We start from the raw sequence: 19146 nt of genomic DNA on the forward strand, positions 1-19146 counted from the left end.
CAAGGATCAGAGCCGCGCCGTCTCCAGCGCCTGCTGGATATCCGTCCACAGCATGTCCGGATCTTCCAGCCCCGCCGTGATTCGGATGGTCTGAGGGCTAACGCCGAAATGGATGAAGGAGGTCGCCCGGTCCGGAATCTGCAGCGCCGCCTTGGCTGGGACGACGAGCGTCTCGGGCCCGCCCCAGCTCACGCCAAGCCGTATGTGCCGCAGCCCATTGACGAAGCGGGCAATGTCGATATCCGGATTGACATCGAATGCGAAGAGACCGCCATAGCCCGTCAGCGTCTTCGCGCCCGGATGGTCGGAAAATGCCGGGTGGCGCACAAGCGCGATGTCCTCGTGCGCACGAAGCTGTTTGGCCAGCAGCAGGCCGCTGTTCATATGTTCCTTCAACCTGACCCGCAGCGTCCGCATGCCGCGCAGGAGCAGCCAGGCCTCGAATGGCGACAGTTTGGCGCCGATATAGGGATAGGTCGAGCTGTTGATCTTCGCGATGAGCTCGCGCGGGCCGACCACGACGCCCGCCACCGTATCGCTGTGACCGCCCAGATATTTCGATGCGGCATGGATGACGATATCGACGCCGTGGCTGATCGGCTTCTGGTAAAGCGGCGTCGCCCAGGAATTGTCGATGATCGACACCACGCCCTCTTCGCGAGCCATGGCGGCGAGCGCCTCGATGTCCTGCAGCTCGAAGACCATGGAGGTCGGGTTTTCCAGATAGAGCAGCTTGGCGCCCCGCAAGGCCGCCCTCACCTCGTCATGGTCGGACGGATCGACGAAATCGACCGCCACGCCGAACCTGCTCATCAGCTTGACCAGCAGGCGATAGACATCGTTGTAGAGATGCTTGACGGCAACGACGCGATCCCCCGCCTCGACGAATGCCAGGATCGTCGCGGTGATCGCGGCCGTACCGCTCGAAAAACCGCGCCCGTCCTCGGTGCCTTCGAGGCGCGCCGTCAGGAGTTCGAATTCGCGCACGGTCGGATTGTCGCCGCGCGAATATATGTAGTTCCGGCTGCGCCCGGCGAAAACATCCTCCATCGCTTCATAGCTGTCATAGGTGAACAGCGAGGTCTGGAAGATGGGCGGCGACACGGCGTTGAAGGCCGCCTCGTCGACGGGCGATATGAGATCGTCCGGCATTGCTGACGGGCCGAATTCACGGGGCGGGATGGATTTGTTCATGGCGTCCTCGGGTGCGGATAAATTTGCAACGGGTTGGGCAAACGGGATCAGGATGCGGGAACCCAGAGCCTGTCGCCGAAGAACCGCTCGCGCGTCAGCATGACCAGCATGGCGCGCTTATGCGGAAAGTCGAACTGCTTGACCTTGGCAAAGCCGGAGCGGTCGAGATTTCTGATCTGCTGCTCGTGCGTGGCCCGCGGCTCGCCGACGATGCGCTGCGTTCGCGGCTCGTCGAGAAAGATGAAGTGCATCAGCGACGGCAGCCATGCCGTCAGCCATTTCCTGCCGCGAAAATCCGGCTCGCCGACTGCGACATGCCAGCCGCGGTCGTAGTCCTGCGCGTCATAATAGGGTCCGAGACGGTTTTCCTTGGCCCAATAGACCTCGAAATAGCCGAATGGCACATCATCGAAACAGCCGATCAGGGCGAGGACATGCGGGTCGTCATGGCGCTCCCGCAATATCGCCCGGTGCTTTTCCAGCGTTCCGCCATCCTCCCAGACGACATTGACCGTTTCGTCATTCATCCAGCGATGAAAATGCTGGGCATCCGCCTCCGGCTCGGCCACGCGGAACGAAATTCTCTGCCCGAGCCAAGGAATATAGCGTTCATAGACGGTGCCTGCGGGCTTGGGCGGCCGCTTCGGGTGGTAACGGCCATTGCTCAACACATGGAGCTGCGGATGCGGATAGCCCGGCTCGGCGATCCATGGGTTCGGCCATTGCCAAAACTCGCGCGGATCGACCAGCACCCTGTCGCCGGAGCGAAGACCGAAACGGCCGATCGGCAGATCATGCAGCTCGATGGCCTCGATCTCGCGCGACTGCGCCGAAAGATATTCGACTGCTGCAGCCGCAATGATTTCCGCCGCCTGTGCTTCGATATCCGGCAGCTGGACCGAAACGCCCTGCGCCTGCCTATCGATAGGTAGGCGATGCACGCCGTCGGTCGTCGATAGCAGCAGCTCGCCCGTCCCTTGCTCGCTCGCGGATCGGAGGAAGCTGGAACTGCGCGAAGTTATCTCGGCGTCGGCAACGGCTGCAATTTTCGTCTGAACGGTCATGAGTACTCCCGCATTCGCTGAAAGCCGCACATGCGGCATTGCCAGAAAGCCGCATGTGCGGCAGTTGCCAGAGTGACGAAGCGGGCGGCGCGCAATTTAGTCTCCGTCCGAAAAATTTCTTCACTACCGCCTAAATCGCCGGCGGGGTGGTCCGTCTTTGAGGCAGGTCTTACGCTTCAAGGAGCAACCACCATGCCCAATGCCGAGACGCTGCCAGAGATCTGGAGCATCGTCCGCGATCAGGAACACCGCTATTCCGTGTGGTCGAACGACAAGCCGCTGCCGGTCGGCTGGACCTTCGTGGAATTCAGCGGCAGCCGTGACGAATGCCTGGCCGAGATCAAGCGGATCTGGGTGGACCCCCGGCCGCTTGGCCTGCGCCAAGCCATGGCAGAGGCCGCGCCATCCGCGCCGCAAATCGAGCGATGACATCATGAACAAGCCATTCACCCAGCCGCATGCGGACCAGTCGATCACCTTGACGTCCGCACCCGACAGCCATCCCCTCACCCTTGCCCAGAAGCGGATCTGGTCGCTGCACCAGATCGGCAACAACACGGTCTTCCCGCCGCAAATCCTCACTCTGCGCTGGAGCCCCAAGGTCAGGCTTGATCAATTGCAAGCTGCGCTCGCCACGCTGGCGGCGCGGCATGACGCCTTGCGCGTCCGTTTCCACCGCTTTGCCGGCGGGCGCATCGAAGTCTCCGCGCCGGCGGATGTGCAACCACCGATGGAAATCCTTGGCAGCGAAAGCAACCCGCTGCGGGGGCACGAGGTGGAAGACGCGGCGGCAGCCTTTGCCGCGCGGGCTTTCGACCTGCTCAACGGTTCCCCCTCGCGCTTCCAGCTTGTCATGGCCGAAAACGGCCTGGTGTCGACCCTTGTCCTGCACCCGATCGTCTGCGACTGCGCCGCGGCTGCCGCGCTCCGCGAGGACCTCATCGCTTGTGTGGCAGGCCAGGAACTGCCCCTTGTCGCCGGTGATTTCCTCGCCCGCGGCGCTGCGGAAGAGCGCTATCTTGAAACGGCGGAACTTGCCGCATCGCTGCAATATTGGCGCCAGACGATCGGCGAGGAATATAGCGCAGCCACCCTGCCGACGCGCTTCAATGCCACGAGCTATGCCGGCGCCGCCCGCCGCCATCGCCGCTTTGCCATCGATGAAGCTCTCTGGGGTGCCACCAAGGATTTCGCCCGCCGCCATGCACTTGGCCCGGACCAAATCCTCATGGCCGCCTTCGCCATCCTGCTCGCGCGCTGCGGCGGCAATTATTCGCCGCTGCTTGGCACTTTGCTGGCCGGAAAGACCCGCAGCATCGTCCGAACCGAACAGATCCTGCCGCTTCGACTGCAGCTGTCGTCGCGCATGACCATTCTCGAAGTCTGCACCGCGCTTCGATCGGCCCTTGCCGACGCTATCCGGAACATCGTTCCATTCGAGCGCCTGATCCAGGAAATCCAGGCGCATGAGGAGCGCGAGCAGGATGCTTTCGTCAAATCATTGTTCGAGTTCCGGCCAAGGCCGGCGCCGTCCGCACTCGCCACTGACGATGCGGCCCCGGCGGTCCGCTCAGATGTGGAACTGGCGCTTGTCGCCACGCCCGGTTCGGGCGGCGGGATCGAGGCGCTGTTCGACTATGCGGACGGCATCTACCAGCCGGAACTGATCGAGCGCGCGGCGCAGCATTTCGAGCGCATCCTCGCCCAGGCGATCGCCGCCGATACGGTGCGGATCAAGGATATCGCACTCGTTTCCAATGACGAGATCGCGGTTCTGTCCGCCCCCTATGCGGATGACGGCGTCAACGATGACAGGCCGGTCCATGACCACATCTCCGCCCACGCCCGGCAGGATCCGGAGCGGACGGCGATCATCCATGGCGACGAAATCTGGACGCATGGCCGTCTGGAGCAGAGCGCGAACCGGCTGGCGCATCACCTCTTGAGGCTTGGCATCGGCGCCGATGTCAGCGTCGCGATTGCCGTAAAGCGCTCGCCAGAGGCGATCATGGGCATACTCGCCACGCTCAAGGCGGGCGGCGCCTACATACCGGTCGAGCCGGATCACCCGACGAGCCGCAACCATCACATCCTGCGCGATGGCGGCGTCAAGGTGATACTCACCAACAGCTGGTTGCTCGACCGTATTCCCGACGGTCTCGATGCGATCATCCTAGAGCTCGACCGGCTCGACCTGTCCGGCGAGCCGATCACGCCGCCGGACGTGGCGATCCACAAGGACCAGCTTGCCTATATCATGTATACGTCGGGCTCCACCGGCCTGCCGAAGGGCGTCGCCGTCGAGCATGGGCCGCTGACGCATCACATCCAGAACACCTCGCGCGTCTACGGCATGAGCGAGATTTCGCGCGAATTGCCGTTTCTGCCGTTCAGCTCGGATGGCGGCCATGAAAGATGGATGAACCCGCTCATGGAAGGCGGCAGCATCATCCTTCCCGATCAGCCGCTCTGGACGCCGGAGGAGACATTGACCGCGATGCGCAAGCATGGCGCCAACAATGCCAGCATTCCGACGACCTATCTGCAGCAACTGGCGGAATGGGCCGACGCCACGGACAGCGCTCCGCCGATGCGGCTCTATTCCTTCGGCGGCGAGGGCCTGGCGCAGCAGACATTCGACCTTCTGTCCACGGCGCTCAAATCCGAATGGCTGATCAATGGCTACGGGCCGACCGAAACGATCATGACGCCGATGGTCTGGAAGGTCCGGGCCGGCGAGAAATTCGAGGGCACCTATGCGCCCATCGGCCGTGCCGTCGGCAATCGCCGCGTCTATGTGCTCGATCCCGACCTCAATCCATGCCCGATCGGCGTCACCGGCGAACTCTATATCGGCGGCGAAGGCGTCGCGCGGGGCTATATCGGCAAGGCCGACATTACCGCCGACCGCTTCATTCCCGACCCGTTTTCGAACGAAGGCGGCCGCCTGTACCGTTCGGGCGACCTGACACGCTGGCGCGAAGACGGCACGGTCGAATTCGTCGGACGCGTCGATCACCAGGTCAAGCTCAGGGGCTATCGCATCGAACTCGGCGAGATCGAAGCGGCGTTGCTGCAGGACCGGTCCGTCGGCGAGGCGCTGGTGGTTCTCCGCGACGACGAAGCGACGCAGCAGAAGATGCTCGTCGCCTATGTCGTTGCCAAGCAGGGCGCGGACATTGACATTCCCGCCCTTTCGGCCGCGCTCGAACGGGCGCTTCCGGCCTATATGGTGCCGTCGGCGATCATGCCTCTGGCCGCCATGCCCATCAACCCGAACAGCAAGCTCGACCGTTTCGCGCTTCCCGCGCCGGCCCCTGTGCAGCGGCAGATCGTGATGCCTGCCACCGCATTGGAGGAGGAGATACTCGACATCTGGCGAGAGATCCTCAATGTCGATCCGATCAGCGTCGAGGACAATTTCTTCGCCATCGGCGGAAACTCCCTTGGCGCGATCCGCATCCTGTCGGCGCTGCGCCGGCAGAAGCCGCAGACCCCGGCGACCATCGCCGACCTCTTCAACAATCCGACGATCCGTTCATTTGCGGCCGTCCTCGAGCGCGAGGACGGCAAGGCGGGGAGCGAAGTCATCGTCCTGCGGGCTTCAGGCACAAGGCCGATGCTCTATTGCTTTCCCGGCCTGCTCGTGAGCACCCGCGAATATGTCAGGCTGGTCGACTATCTCGGTCCCGACCAGCCGGCGACAGGCTTCATCTGCTATTCGCTGTCGGAAAAGAAGGAGATCGGCGCCTCGGTCGACGAGATCATCGAAAGCTATGTCGATTACATCCGCCGCACCAGTGCCGGCCAACCCTGCTATTTCCTCGGCTGGTCATGGGGTGGCCTGCTCGCCTATGAAGCAGCGCGCAGGCTTGGAAACGATATCGACCTGAGGCTGATCACCATGGTCGATGTCTGCGATCTCGGCACCGAATTCGCCATCGGCGCCAAGCCCCGCTTCAAGCCCGGCGAGCGCGACCACCTTCATGCAACCGTGCAGCAATGGCTGGCGCGGACCGCCATGCGCGCGGAATGGGACCGACTGCTCGGCGTGATGGACGCGGATACCTATGACCAGTTCCTGCGCTTCGTCGGCGACGAAAAGGACGAGTTGCCGACCGACGGGCCGGATATCAGCAGCCGCGAACATACGTTCTGGATCCTCATCGACAATGCGTTGATCTTCCGGCGGCACGAACTCAAGCCGCATGACGTGCCTATCCATTCCTGGGCCGCCGACGACAGTCTCAACCGGGGCCTCAACCTCATCGATTGGCGGCGCTATTCGCCGCGCGCCAATCCGGCCGAGATCATCTCCGGCACCAACCATCTGCATGTCATCGGCTCGCAGGCATTCCACAGCCGCCTGTCCCACCGGCTGGAGGAAGCATTCCAGAACCTGTCGAAAGAGCACGGAAAGGTACGCTAATGACGACGATCTTCGCCGGAAACGACCGCCTGGCCGAAGAGGTCCTCGACCTCGCGGGTATCGGCATAGGGCCGTCCAATCTCAGTCTCGCATCGATCCTCGATGGCGTGGAGGGCATCAAGTCCCGCTTCTTCGAAAGCCGGGCGGAGTTCGACTGGCATCCCGGCATGATGCTGCCGGATGTCGAGCTGCAATCCTCCTACCTGAAGGACCTAGTCACGCCGGTGGTTCCGACCAGCCCGTGGTCTTTCGTCTCGTATCTCGTTGCGCATAAGCGGCTCTATGCGTTCCTCAACGCGCATTACGATGCCGTGCCGCGGCGTGAATTCGCGCAATACCTGTCCTGGGTCGCCGGCCGGCTGCCCAATCTGGCATTCGGCAGCGAGGTGCGCGAGGTGAAGCATGAGCGCGACCAGTTCGTGCTGCGGTTCGACCAGGGCAGCGCGCGGGCGAGGAATATCGTCCTCGGCACCGGCACCACGCCATTCGTGCCAGCGTGGGCGGCGCCGTTCATTGGCGAGCGCTGCTTTCACAATTCCGAGGCCAGATATCGCCTGCCCGACCTCGATGTCGCGCGCGTCGCGGTGATCGGCGGCGGACAAAGCGGCGGCGAGGTCGTGGAGGCCCTGCTCAACGCCAAGCCCGGCCTGAAGGAACTGAACTGGTTCAGTCGCAGGCACAATTTCGAACCGATCAACGATACAGCCTTTTCCAACCAGGTCTTTTCGCCCGAATATGTCTACGCCTTCCTCAATCTGAACCACGACCAGAAGCTGGAGGCGCTGAAAACGTCGATCCTGACCAGCGACGGGCTTTCGCTGTCAACGATAAATTCCATCTATCGGCGGCTCTACAGCCTGCGCTATCTGGAACATCGCCAGATCGATGCCAAATTGTCGCCGGGCCGCGACGTGATCCAGCTGGAACCGGCCAAGGAGGGCTACCGCCTCATTGTCCGCAACCGCTTCGATGGCGGCGTCGAGGTGGCGCATGCCGATGCGATCATCCTTGCGACGGGCTACCAGTTCCGCCTGCCTCGAGCCGTGGAGCCGTTGCAGGACCGTATCCAGTTCGATCGCCATGGCCGTCCCGTCCTGCAGGACGATTACAGCCTCGTCTGGACCGGCCCCAAGCACAATCGCATCATGGCGCAGAATGCCGGGCGCTATAGCCACGGAATTGCGGATTCGCAGCTGAGCCTGATGGCGTGGCGCAGCGCTCATATCGTCAACACATTGCTGGGACGTCAGCATTTCGATCTCGAACCGCACGATTCGCAGATCAACTGGCTGTCCAGCGGTCACGACACGGCGAGCCAGTCCATCGCAGTGGACTATTGATCAGCCAAGGGATCGGGCAGCCGCCGTGAGACGAATTGCGGCGCCGCCCCATCGGTTCGCGCCGATATTGCGGCGAGACAATTGTCCAGGAGCACCAGCCGGTGATGCCATTGCGGCTGGTCGCTGCGGCCCGGATGGACGATGCGGATCGACCCATCCGCCGTCCAGGAAACCTCGATCTTCGCGGGATCGACGCCGCCGAGCCCCTCGCCCGTGGCTTTCAGGAAGCTTTCCTTCAGCACCCAGAGCGCCAGCAGCGTCTGATGCGCTGCCGCCCCGTCCAGCGCTTCGACCATGCTCCGCTCTCTCGGCGAACAGAACGCATCCATCATATCGCGCTCAAGCACGGCATCGCGGCGCTCGGCATCGACGCCGACATGCGTGCAATCCGCACTGGCCGCGAAGACCACGATCCCGCTCATGTTGCTCAGATTGAAGGCGATCCTCTCGCCGCCTTTCCGCTTGGCGAGATAGGGTTTGCCCCCCGGCTCCTGCTCGATCGGAATGTCGACGAGGGCAAGCCCGGTCAGCTCCGACAATACAAGTCGCTGCAGGTAGCGGCCGGCAATGAAGGCATTCCTGTCCTTGTCGAAATGAAATCCGGCGGCGCGCTGGCGCTCGTCATCCGCAAGCTTCGCACCGATGCGTTTCCAGTCCACCGCGCGGTCGGCAAAATCCCACCAGCAGAACTCGACACCGGGCCGCGGCGCGGGTCCTTCCACTTCCGTGATCGGGCCAGACTGGAACGGCAGACGGTGCGCGGAAATCACTTTCGAATCGCGAAGGCGCGCTGAACGGCACGGTTCACCGCGACCGGCAGCAGCGACATATGGTTTTCGCCGGGATGAATCTCGACGTCCACGGCGATCGGGCGGTTCGGCAGCGCATGAAGCCGCTCGGCCATCTCGAAAGCATAGTGATCGGTGCGCGCGATCTTCAGCTTCTCGATCCGTTCGGCCTCATCTGCCGCTCCCTTGTGGAACGGCGCCAGTCGGTCAGTCTCGTATTCACCGCAGGAAAGATGGAGACGCGCGCCTTGTCGCGTTGCCGGATTGGCGCTGAATTGCGCGAAGAAGGCGTTGATGGCGCAATCCTCCCAGTAGATCGACGGGCTGGCGGCGAGCCAGGTCGAGAACGAGGCCGGGCGGGTGAACAGCGCATAGAGCACGAACAGGCCGCCGAACGAATGACCGAACAGCGCCTGGCGTTCCGGATCGACGGGCAGTTCGGCCTCGACGAGAGGCTTTACCTGGCCCTCGACGAAGCTGAGAAACGCCTCGGCGCCACCAGTCCGCACTTCCGGAGTGTTCGCGAAGAACGGCGGGTAGGTCTTGCCGGGCGGTGGGCCGAGGTCCCAGGATCGGCGAAGCGGATCATAGGCCGCGTCGGTCGGATAGCCGATGCTGACGATGATGCCATGCGAGACATTGGTACCGCCCGGATAGTTCGCCTGCGCGCGCATCGCATCCACCGCCGTTCCGATCACGGCATTGCCGTCGGTCATATAGAGGATCGGCCAGCCGTGCTCCGGCGCCTCGCCGGGCGGCCGATAGACGAAAACGCGGTAGGTCTGGCCGTTGCCGCCGGATACCAGATCGTGAAAGGTCGTATTGCCGACCAGGGCATTGGAACTGTTATGGAAGGTCATGGGGTCACTAGAGCCTGATCACATATTCCTTGCGGGTCGTCTCGATCACTTCCCACGTGCCGCGAAAGCCGGGGCGCAGGACGAAACTGTCGCCCGCGCCGATGTGATGTTCGCTGCCGCCCTCTTCCGTGATGACCGACCGGCCCGAAAGAATATGGCAGAACTCCCACTCGTCATAGGCGATCTTCCACTTGCCCGGCGTCGCTTCCCAGATGCCGGCATAGAGATTGCCCTCGGCCTCCTCGCAGTTCCAGGTACGGAACTGCGGGTCGCCCGAAATGATCCGGTCCGGCTGGGGTGCCCCATGCTCGGGCTCGATGCCTCCGAGTTCGATCTTTACGAATTGCGACACGGTCTACACCTTGGCAAGCGCCTGCTCCAGATCGGCAATGATGTCCTCGACGCTTTCGATACCGATCGAAAGGCGGACCACGTCAGGCCCTGCCCCCGCTGCTATCTTCTGTTCGTCGCGCAATTGCCGATGCGTGGTCGAGGCGGGATGGATCACCAGTGATTTTGTATCGCCGATATTGGCCAGGTGCGAGAACAATTCGAGGCTCTCCACCAGTTTCACGCCGGCATCATAGCCACCCTTGAGGCCGAAGGTGAACACCGAGCCGGCGCCCCGCGGCGCGTATTTGCGCTGCAGGCTGTTGAATGGATCGTCCGGCAGGCCGGCATAGCTGACCCAGCCGACCTTGTCGTGGCCTTTCAGGAATTTTGCGGTCTCGAGCGCATTGTCCGAGTGGCGCTGCATGCGCAGCGGCAGCGTCTCGATGCCGGTGGCGATCTGGAACGCGTTGAATGGCGACAGCGCCGGCCCGAGATCGCGCAGACCCAGCACCCGGCAGGCTATGGCGAAGGCGAAATTGCCGAATGTTTCGTGCAGGACGATGCCGTTATATTCGGCGCGCGGCTCGGAAAGCAGCGGATAATTGCCCGATTTGGTCCAATCGAAGGTGCCGCAATCGACGATGATGCCACCCATCGAATTTCCATGGCCGCCGAGGAATTTCGTGGCGGAATGAACGATGATATCGGCGCCATGCTCGATCGGCCGGATGAGGTAGGGCGAGGCCAGCGTATTGTCCACGATGAGCGGAATGCCGTGACGGTGGGCGATATCGGCGATGGCGGCGATATCGCTGACGATGCCGCCGGGATTGGCGAAGCTCTCGATGAAGATGGCGCGCGTCTTGTCGTCGATCTGCGCCTCGAAGGCCGCCGGATCGGTGCCGTCGGCCCAGCGCACATGCCAGTCGAAGGATTTGAACGACTGGCCGAACTGGTTGATGGAGCCGCCATAGAGCCGGTTGGAAGCGACGAAATTGGCGCCGGGCTGCATGAGCGTGTGAAAGACGAGGAGTTGCGCCGCATGTCCGGACGCAACCGCCAATGCAGCCGTTCCACCTTCGAGCGCGGCGACACGTTCCTCGAGCACGGCATTGGTCGGGTTGGTGATGCGCGTATAGATATTGCCGAATGCCTTCAGCCCGAACAGCGATGCAGCATGGTCCGCATCGTCGAAAACGAAAGCCGTGGTCTGGTAGATCGGCGTCGCGCGCGCCCCGGTCGCTGGGTCGGGCTGCGCGCCTGCATGGACGGCCAGTGTCTCTATTCCGGGTGCACGATTGGGCATGTCTGATCTTCCTCCAGGGCAATTGCGGGCTCACGCTAGGCGATAGGCGGGGCATCGCCAAGCAAAGAATTGCCAAGGAGCATCCATTTGTCGAAACCGATCCCGCAAACTTGCCGAAGTTGCGGAATATGCGAGCGAAAAGGCGCCCGTTTTGCCTATTTGAGGCCGAAACTCTGGAAACCCTTGCGCAAGAGCGGCTTCCTTGCGGATATCACGCGCGAATTCACGCCATTCCAGCCGATCTCGCCGCACAGCCGCGCATATTCGATCTTCGGGCAGCGATCCATGACGACGCGGATGCCCGCCGCCTCCGCCTTGCGCGCCGCTTCGTCATGGCGCACCGTCAGCTGGGTCCAGATGACCGCCGGCAGGGGTTTCATCTGCAGAACTTCGTCGACGATGCCGGGAAGCATGTTCGAAGCCCGGAACACGTCGACCATGTCGACGGCCTCGTCCATATCCGCGAGCCGCGCAAAAGTGCGCTGGCCGAGTATCTCCTTGCCCGCCTGCCCCGGATTGACCGGGATGACGCGATAGCCCTTGGACAGCAGGTATTTCATGACGAAATAGCTCGGCCGTACCTCGTTGGCGGAAGCGCCCACCATGGCGATCGTTTTGACCGAGCTCAATATATCGCGGATACAGTCGTCGCTGTAATGATCGTGGTCCATGTCTACTCGTCTTTCCACTGCGGTACGCGCTTCTCGATGAAGGCGCCGATACCCTCTTCGGCATCCTTCGCCAGCATGTTCTCGACCATGACCCCAGCCGCATATTCATAGGCTTGCGACAATGGCATCTCCGCCTGCCGATAGAAGGCTTCCTTGCCGATCTTCACCGTCAAAGATGATTTGGAAGCAATGGTTTGCGCGTATTTCATCGCAATCTGGCCAAGGTACTCCTCGGGCACGACCCGGTTGATCAGGCCGAATTCGCGCGCGGTGCTGGCATCGATCGTCTCACCGGTCAGCAGCATTTCCATTGCATGCTTCCTCGAGAGGTTTCGCGACAATGCGACCATGGGCGTCGAGCAGAACAGGCCGATATTGACGCCCGGCGTGCAGAAAGTCGCCTTGTCGGATGCGATTGCGAGGTCGCAGGAGGCCACCAACTGGCAGCCGGCAGCCGTCGCGAGACCACCGACGGCGGCGATAACCGGCTTCGGATGGGTGACGATCTCCTGCATCAGGCTGGCGCAAAGGCGCATCGTCGTGTCGAAGAAACCGCGTCCCCGGTCCGGGTCCTTGCGATGGGCGGTCAGTTCCTTCAGATCGTGGCCGGCGGAGAACAGCTTGAGGCCGGAATCGATCAGGACGACCCTGACGGCCTTGTCCAGGCGCGCTGACTGCAACTGCTCCAGCAAAACCTCCATCATGTGGACGGAAAGCGCGTTCGCCGGCGCGTTCTGCATCGTCAGCCGCAATACGCCCGCTTCGTTGGCATGGCCGATCACCGGCGTCTCGTTGCGGATCGCGTAAAGTTCTACCATTTCTCGCTCCAGGCTAGGATTCCTGCGGCTTCCACTGATTGTAGATCGGCTTCAAGGTGCGAAGATGACGCCGGACCACCGCGAGGTTGGCGGCGGAAGGCTTCGCATTGCTGACCCGCGACAGGCCGGTCCTGAGGCCCGAAATCATCGCGGCCTTCTCGCTGTCCGAGGGCTCGGACATTTTGGTCACATAGGTAACTACCTTGTCGACTTCCCGCGCGGGCTCGGGATTTACGGCCCAGTTATAGGTGACCATGATGGTCGTCGCTATATCCGCCCAGTCCCGGAAACTGGCGAAACCGACCTCGCTTGCCTTCGCGTCCAATGCGCTGATGCGTGCCGAGGCATCGCCCTCGTCCTCGAGTTCGCGCAGGGTGGCGGCAACGGGTGCGTAGCCGTAGAGGAAGCGCCGGATCGTAGCCTCGTCCAGCGCTACGGAGCGTTGCGGCAAGGTATATTGCTCGATCACCGGCGGTGGCGGCAGATCCGGCCGCGCGGCGAACAGGCCGGCATAGCCAACGGTGACCAGCAGAGAGGTTACGATTATTCCTGGCGGTTTCATAAACGGCCCCATCCTTGTAAGACGTGCTTGGACCAAGTCTAGCAGTCAAAGCGTAAACAAAACAGCAAGGAAGCGAAACCATGGCGGCAATGATGGATGTGGCGGCCCTCACCTATTTCCTTCAGACGGAGTTTCCGCAGGTCAATGCCGACGGGCCGGTATTTTCGGTCACGGATGCCGGCGACGGCTTCGCCAGCATGCGGCTCGATCCATCCGAAAAGCATCTGCGGCCGGGCGGGACCGTTTCCGGACCGTCGCTGTTTTCGCTGGCCGATGTGACCGCCTATATGGCGATCCTTGCCCAGATCGGCCCTGTCGCCCTTGCCGTCACGACAAATCTCAACATCAACTTCCTGCGCAAGCCCTCGCCCGGTCCCGTCGATGCCAAAGCGACGATCCTGAAGCTCGGCAAGCGGCTCGCGGTGGTCGAGATCGCCATGACCGCCGACGGCGATCTGGTGGCCCACGCCACGGCGACCTATTCGATACCGCCGCGGCAGGATTGAGGATCGTCAGGAACTGCCGATGAGAATGCCGGTCGCAAGGACCAGCCCGCCGCCGAGAACCACCTGTATGGCCGCGCGGAAGAACGGCGTTTCCATGTAGCGGTGCTGGATGAAGGCGATGGCCCACAATTCGACGAACACCACCAGCGCCGCCAGGGCGGTCGCCGTCCAGAAATCGGGGATGAGATAGGGCAAGGCGTGGCCGAGGCCGCCGATCGCCGTCATCAGGCCATTGGCAAGACCGCGCTTGAGCGGCGACCCGCGCCCGGACAATCTGCCATCATCATGCGCGGCTTCGGTAAAGCCCATCGATATGCCGGCACCCAGCGAGGCCGAGAGGCCGACGAGGAAGGTCTGCCACGTATCCTGCGTGGCGAAGGCCGCCGCGAAGATCGGCGCGAGCGTCGAGACCGAACCGTCCATCAATCCGGCGAGGCCAGGCTGGATATAGGTCAAGAGGAACTGGCGCTTTTCGGTCTCGTCCTCGACCTGCTTCACATCGTCGGGCGTATGTATCTCGCCAAGACGATGCGCCAGCGACTCATGCGTCTTCTCCGCCAGGGCAAGATCGCCGAGCAGGCGCCGGGTCGAGGCATCGCTGACGAGCGCGGCCGCCGCGCCATAGAAGCGATAGGCTTCGTCCTCCATCTTTTCCGCCATTGCCCGCACACGCTCTATGCCCAGAGGCCGCACCAGCCAATCCGGCTTGCGTTCCATGTAGCCGCGGACGTGATCGCGCCGGATGAGCGGTATGCGGTCGCCGAAGCGCTCCCTGTGCAGGTCGATGAGGCTCTGGCGGTGGTGATTTTCCTCCGCAGCCATGTCCTCGAACACCTTGGCGCTATTGGGGAATTGCTCCCTGAGACCATCGGCGTAAGCGAGATAGATGCGCGCATCGTCCTCTTCCGACGAGATGGCAAGCGCAAGAATCTGCTGCTCGGAAAGGGACGCGAGGTCATGGCGGCGATGACCGAAGAAACGACTGAACATGGGAGGACTGCCTTACTTTAGAATAATTCTAAACTATGTCATGCGAGTAACCATTTCAAGTGCCGGACCATACGCTCTCCAATAATTCTCCGCATGCACAAATGCGGCCCATGCCCCCATCGCCCCCCTCATGCACAGCCCCCATGGACAGCTATTGCGAAGCGCAGTAGTTTCGCGCGCCTTCAACCGCGCCTTCCGGCGCTTCAGGACCAGGATCATGACGCTTGCCGGTTTCATCGCCTATTCGGGTGCCCTCGCCATCGCCGCCGCCATTCCCGGCCCCGGCGTCACCGCGCTCGTCGCCCGCGCGCTCGGCTCCGGCTTCCGCTCGTCGCTCTACATGTCGCTTGGCCTCGTCCTCGGCGATCTCTGCTACCTGACGGCGGTCATCCTCGGCCTCGCCGTGGTGGCGCAGACATTCGGTACCCTGTTCCTCGTCATCAAATGGGCAGGCGTCGCCTACCTGGCCTATCTTGCCTGGGGCCTGTGGACGAGCGGCATCAATCCGGCCCATATCCAGGCCCGCAAGGCCAAGGGAGGCGCGGTCGCCTCCGTACTGGCCGGCCTCGCCATCACGCTCGGCAATCCGAAAACCATGCTGTTCTATATTGCGCTGGCGCCGACGCTGATCGACCTGCAGAGCATCACGGTCACGGACTACATGATCCTCGTCGGGCTGACCGTCGCGGTACTGCTGATCGTCCTCGTGCCCTACCTTGCGCTGGCGGCCAAGGCCCGCGGCCTGCTGGCCTCGCCGCGCGCCTTGAAACGCCTGAACCGGACGGCGGCGGCTTTCATGGCGGGTGCGGCTCTCGCCATAGCCGGCAGGGCGCACTGAGAATAAAATTCCTTCCCAGTCGCTATTCTGGTGAAATATTCTCAACCCGGGTCGATTTGCGCATCAGCCCAGCTATGAATTCCCGTACTCGCCCCGTAAGATCGGCCTGAAATTCAGATCCATTCCGGGAGAAAAGTCCATGGGCACCGAGACATCGCGCAAGCCAGGCCGCGGGCGTATCTACAATTCCATCGTCGATACCATTGGCGATACGCCGCTCGTGCGGTTGGACAAATTTGCCAGGGAGCATGGCGTCGAGGCCAACCTCCTGGCAAAACTCGAGTTTTTCAACCCGATTGCCAGCGTCAAGGATCGCATCGGCGTGGCGCTGATTACGGCGCTCGAGGAACAGGGCAAGGCAACTCCCGGCAAGACCACCTTCGTCGAGCCCACGTCGGGCAATACCGGCATCGCCCTCGCCTTCGCGGCCGCCGCCAAGGGATACAGGCTTATCCTCACCATGCCGGAGACCATGTCGGTCGAGCGGCGCAAGATGCTGAAGCTGCTCGGCGCCGAACTGGTGCTCACCGAAGGCGCCAAGGGAATGAAAGGTGCGATCGCCAAGGCCAACGAACTCGTCGAGACCATCGACGACGCCATCATCCCCGGACAGTTCGACAATCCCGCCAATCCCGAAATCCATCGCCGCACCACGGCTGAGGAGATCTGGAACGATACGGATGGCAGCGTCGATATCGTGGTTTCGGGGATAGGAACCGGCGGCACGATCACCGGCGTCGGACAGGTGCTCAAGCAGCGCAAGCCCGAAGTACGGATCATCGCCGTCGAGCCGAAGGATTCGCCCGTGCTCTCCGGCGGCAATCCCGGCCCGCACAAGATCCAGGGCATCGGCGCGGGGTTTGCGCCTTCCGTGCTCGATACCCATGTCTATGACGAGGTGGTCCAGGTTTCGAACGATGATGCCTTCGCCAATGCGCGGCTCGTCGCCCGGCTCGAAGGCGTACCGGTCGGCATCTCCTCGGGTGCGGCGCTGACCGCGGCTGTCGAGATCGGCAAACGGCCCGAAAACAAGGGCAAGAACATCGTCATCATCATTCCTTCCTTCGCCGAGCGCTATCTTTCGACGGCGCTCTTCGACGGACTCGATGCCTGAGACGCTGGAATTGCGGGACCGGCGTCCGGCCGGTCCTCCACAGCGGGATCGACGCGATATGAGGTCGAGATTCTGTGGTAATATAATACCTTTTTTCTAACCTATTGATTTTACTGGCGTCATTCGCTTCATGCGGGTGAATGAGCGCTTGACCTCGTGCAAAAGTGGCTTTATTGGAAACGCCAGACTGCGGTGGGTATTCCCGCCGCTTTTCATTGTTGTGCGGATACAGGTGATCCGGGCAACCCAAGCAACAAGAAAAGCCTTCCTTATCGAAGGATGATCTCAAGGACGAACACAATGGCTACCTTCTCACAGAAGCCGGCAGAAGTGACGAAAAAGTGGATCCTGATCGACGCCGAGGGACTCGTCGTCGGCCGTCTCGCCACTCTCGTTGCCAACCGTCTGCGCGGCAAGCACAAAGCAACCTTCACGCCGCATGTCGACGATGGCGATAATGTCATCATCATCAATGCCGACAAGGTTGTCTTCACCGGCAAGAAGTACACCGACAAGACCTATTACTGGCACACCGGCCATCCCGGCGGCATCAAGGAGCGCACTGCACGTCAGCTGCTCGAAGGCCGTTTCCCGGAGCGCGTCGTTGAAAAGGCCGTCGAGCGCATGGTTCCACGCGGACCGCTCGGACGCCGCCAGATGAAGAACCTGCGCGTCTATGCCGGTTCCAACCATCCGCATGAAGCTCAGTCTCCCGAAGTCCTCGACGTCGGCGCACTGAATGCCAAGAACAAAAGGAGCGCATAAACATGGCTGAGCTCAATTCGCTCGCAGATCTCGGCACTGCCGCTGCCTCGACCCAGGCTGCCGCACCCGTCCACGTCCAGAAGCTCGATGCCCATGGCCGCGCCTATGCCACCGGCAAGCGCAAGGACGCCGTTGCTCGCGTCTGGATCAAGCCGGGTTCCGGCAAGATCGTGATCAACGACAAGGAATATGGCAAGTATTTCGCACGTCCGGTCCTGCAGATGATCCTGCAGCAGCCGATCGTCGCCGCCAACCGTGCCGGCCAGTACGACATCATCGCCACCGTTGCAGGCGGCGGTCTTTCCGGCCAGGCCGGCGCAGTGCGCCATGGTATTTCCAAGGCCCTCACCTACTTCGAGCCGGCGCTTCGCGGCGTCCTCAAGAAGGGTGGCTTCCTGACGCGCGACAGCCGCGTCGTCGAGCGCAAGAAGTACGGCAAGGCGAAAGCCCGCCGCTCGTTCCAGTTCTCGAAGCGTTAATCCGCTTCCGACTGACAGAGCAAAAAGCGGGCCTTCGGGTCCGCTTTTTTGTTGCCAAGAGCAGCGTTTAGGGTAGCTTCGCCGCTGAGCGAATGCCGACAGTTCCCCGGAGCCAGAAAACTCGATGCCATCGAAGACCATCGACAACGCCTTCACGGCGCGCGCCATGACCGGCGCTGCCACCGATCCTACCCATGCGGGCGCGCTTTCCTTCATGCGCCGGCGCTATTCGAAGAATGTGAAGGGCGCCGATGTGGTCGTCTGGGGCATTCCCTTCGATGCCGCCGTTTCCAACCGCCCCGGTGCGCGCTTCGGCCCGCAGGCGATCCGGCGCGCCTCGGCGATCTTCGACAATGACCCGCAATATCCCTTTTCGCGCGATCTCTTCGACGAGCTGGCGGTGATCGACTATGGCGATTGCCTGCTTGACTACGGCAATCACCAGAAGACGCCCGCCACCATCGAGAAGGAGGCCAATCGGCTCATCGGCAGCGGCGCATTCCTTCTGTCGCTCGGCGGCGATCATTTCGTCACCTGGCCGATATTGCGGGCGCATGCGGCCAAATATGGCCGGCTCGCACTGGTGCAGTTCGATGCGCACCAGGACACCTGGTATGATGACGGCAAGCGCATCGACCACGGCTCGTTTGTCGGGCGGGCGGTACGCGACGGCATCATCGACCCCGAACATTCGATACAGGTCGGCATCCGCACCCATGCGCCGGAGGATTTCGGCATCAAGATCACGCATGGCTACGAGGTGGAAGAGCTTTCGGCACGGCAGATCGCCGACCAGATCATCGAGCGCACGGCCGGCATGCCCGTCTATCTCACCTTCGATATCGATTGCCTGGACCCGGCCTTCGCGCCGGGTACCGGCACTCCGGTCGCCGGCGGGCCGTCATCGGCGAAAATCCTTTCAGTGCTGCGCCACCTTGCGGAGCTGAACATCGTCGGCGCGGACGTGGTCGAAGTGGCGCCCGCCTATGATCATGCCGACGTTACCGCCATCGCCGGAGCCACGATCGCCATGTATTATCTGGGGCTCCTCGCCGAGAAGAAGGCAAGCAGACGACGCTGAGACACCGA

The 19146-nt window shown here is 62.3% G+C and carries 19 protein-coding genes; 9 read left to right on the forward strand and 10 right to left on the reverse strand.

What is annotated here, in order from left to right; all coding sequences use genetic code 11:
• Positions 1-6 precede the first annotated feature (6 nt).
• Both M8997_RS20755 and M8997_RS20760 read right to left on the reverse strand, forming a co-directional pair.
• The gene (locus M8997_RS20755) at positions 7-1194 is read right to left on the reverse strand and encodes a PLP-dependent transferase (RefSeq protein ID WP_250018089.1); all 1188 of its coding nucleotides are present in this window, start codon (positions 1192-1194) and stop codon (positions 7-9) included.
• Positions 1195-1241: 47 nt separating this feature from the next.
• Positions 1242-2258, reverse strand: coding sequence for a GNAT family N-acetyltransferase (locus tag M8997_RS20760; RefSeq protein ID WP_250018092.1), 1017 nt, complete (start codon positions 2256-2258; stop codon positions 1242-1244).
• A gap of 192 nt (positions 2259-2450) precedes the next feature.
• Here M8997_RS20760 and M8997_RS20765 point away from each other — a divergent pair, with 192 nt between their 5' ends.
• The 3 genes from M8997_RS20765 to M8997_RS20775 are packed head-to-tail and all read left to right on the forward strand — an operon-like array spanning position 2451 to position 8027.
• The gene (locus M8997_RS20765; protein ID WP_250018094.1) at positions 2451-2687 is read left to right on the forward strand and encodes an MbtH family NRPS accessory protein; all 237 of its coding nucleotides are present in this window, start codon (positions 2451-2453) and stop codon (positions 2685-2687) included.
• 4 nt (positions 2688-2691) lie between these two features.
• Positions 2692-6687, forward strand: a complete 3996-nt coding sequence (locus tag M8997_RS20770) for an amino acid adenylation domain-containing protein (RefSeq protein WP_250018096.1) — start codon at positions 2692-2694, stop codon at positions 6685-6687.
• Positions 6687-8027, forward strand: coding sequence for a lysine N(6)-hydroxylase/L-ornithine N(5)-oxygenase family protein (locus M8997_RS20775; RefSeq protein WP_250018098.1), 1341 nt, complete (start codon positions 6687-6689; stop codon positions 8025-8027). The genes M8997_RS20770 and M8997_RS20775 overlap by 1 nt, the downstream gene beginning before the upstream one ends.
• On the opposite strand, the gene M8997_RS22315 is transcribed toward M8997_RS20775, so the two are convergent.
• The 7 genes from M8997_RS22315 to M8997_RS20810 form a co-directional block, all read right to left on the reverse strand.
• On the reverse strand, positions 8021-8797 hold the full coding sequence (locus tag M8997_RS22315; protein ID WP_250018106.1) for a 4'-phosphopantetheinyl transferase superfamily protein: 777 nt from the start codon (positions 8795-8797) through the stop codon (positions 8021-8023). The genes M8997_RS20775 and M8997_RS22315 overlap by 7 nt on opposite strands.
• Positions 8794-9675, reverse strand: coding sequence for an alpha/beta hydrolase (locus M8997_RS20785; protein ID WP_250018114.1), 882 nt, complete (start codon positions 9673-9675; stop codon positions 8794-8796). Before M8997_RS20785 ends, M8997_RS22315 begins: the two co-directional genes overlap by 4 nt.
• Before the next feature lie 7 nt (positions 9676-9682).
• Positions 9683-10027: a cupin domain-containing protein gene (locus tag M8997_RS20790; RefSeq protein ID WP_250018116.1), complete on the reverse strand. Its 345-nt coding sequence runs from the start codon at positions 10025-10027 to the stop codon at positions 9683-9685.
• 3 nt (positions 10028-10030) lie between these two features.
• Positions 10031-11314, reverse strand: a complete 1284-nt coding sequence (locus tag M8997_RS20795) for an O-acetylhomoserine aminocarboxypropyltransferase (RefSeq protein ID WP_250018118.1) — start codon at positions 11312-11314, stop codon at positions 10031-10033.
• Positions 11315-11469: 155 nt separating this feature from the next.
• Complete coding sequence (locus tag M8997_RS20800; protein ID WP_250018120.1) at positions 11470-11985, reverse strand: CoA-binding protein; 516 nt, start codon at positions 11983-11985, stop codon at positions 11470-11472.
• 2 nt (positions 11986-11987) lie between these two features.
• A complete protein-coding gene (locus M8997_RS20805) occupies positions 11988-12803 on the reverse strand; it encodes an enoyl-CoA hydratase (protein WP_250018121.1) in 816 nt (271 codons plus the stop codon).
• Between the two features lie 13 nt (positions 12804-12816).
• Positions 12817-13365 (reverse strand): hypothetical protein, encoded by a 549-nt coding sequence (locus M8997_RS20810; protein WP_250018123.1) that lies wholly within the window; start codon positions 13363-13365, stop codon positions 12817-12819.
• Positions 13366-13445: 80 nt separating this feature from the next.
• Between M8997_RS20810 and M8997_RS20815 the strand changes: the two genes are divergently transcribed.
• The gene (locus M8997_RS20815; protein ID WP_250018125.1) at positions 13446-13871 is read left to right on the forward strand and encodes a PaaI family thioesterase; all 426 of its coding nucleotides are present in this window, start codon (positions 13446-13448) and stop codon (positions 13869-13871) included.
• Between the two features lie 6 nt (positions 13872-13877).
• Here the strand turns inward: M8997_RS20815 and mbfA are convergent, their stop codons facing one another.
• The gene (mbfA, locus tag M8997_RS20820; RefSeq protein ID WP_250018127.1) at positions 13878-14861 is read right to left on the reverse strand and encodes an iron exporter MbfA; all 984 of its coding nucleotides are present in this window, start codon (positions 14859-14861) and stop codon (positions 13878-13880) included.
• A 217-nt stretch (positions 14862-15078) separates the two neighbouring features.
• Between mbfA and M8997_RS20825 the strand changes: the two genes are divergently transcribed.
• From M8997_RS20825 to speB, 5 genes are all read left to right on the forward strand, one after another.
• Complete coding sequence (locus M8997_RS20825) at positions 15079-15699, forward strand: LysE family translocator (protein ID WP_250018315.1); 621 nt, start codon at positions 15079-15081, stop codon at positions 15697-15699.
• Between the two features lie 139 nt (positions 15700-15838).
• Positions 15839-16813 (forward strand): cysteine synthase A, encoded by a 975-nt coding sequence (cysK, locus tag M8997_RS20830; RefSeq protein WP_250018129.1) that lies wholly within the window; start codon positions 15839-15841, stop codon positions 16811-16813.
• Between the two features lie 300 nt (positions 16814-17113).
• Entirely contained in the window at positions 17114-17578 is a 465-nt protein-coding gene (gene rplM / locus M8997_RS20835; RefSeq protein ID WP_250018145.1) for a 50S ribosomal protein L13, read from the forward strand.
• Positions 17579-17580: 2 nt separating this feature from the next.
• The gene (gene rpsI / locus M8997_RS20840) at positions 17581-18057 is read left to right on the forward strand and encodes a 30S ribosomal protein S9 (RefSeq protein WP_250018146.1); all 477 of its coding nucleotides are present in this window, start codon (positions 17581-17583) and stop codon (positions 18055-18057) included.
• A 124-nt stretch (positions 18058-18181) separates the two neighbouring features.
• Positions 18182-19138: an agmatinase gene (speB, locus tag M8997_RS20845; RefSeq protein ID WP_250018156.1), complete on the forward strand. Its 957-nt coding sequence runs from the start codon at positions 18182-18184 to the stop codon at positions 19136-19138.
• Positions 19139-19146: the final 8 nt, after the last annotated feature.

This window comes from Phyllobacterium sp. 21LDTY02-6 (assembly GCF_023554255.2).
Taxonomy (GTDB): domain Bacteria; phylum Pseudomonadota; class Alphaproteobacteria; order Rhizobiales; family Rhizobiaceae; genus Phyllobacterium.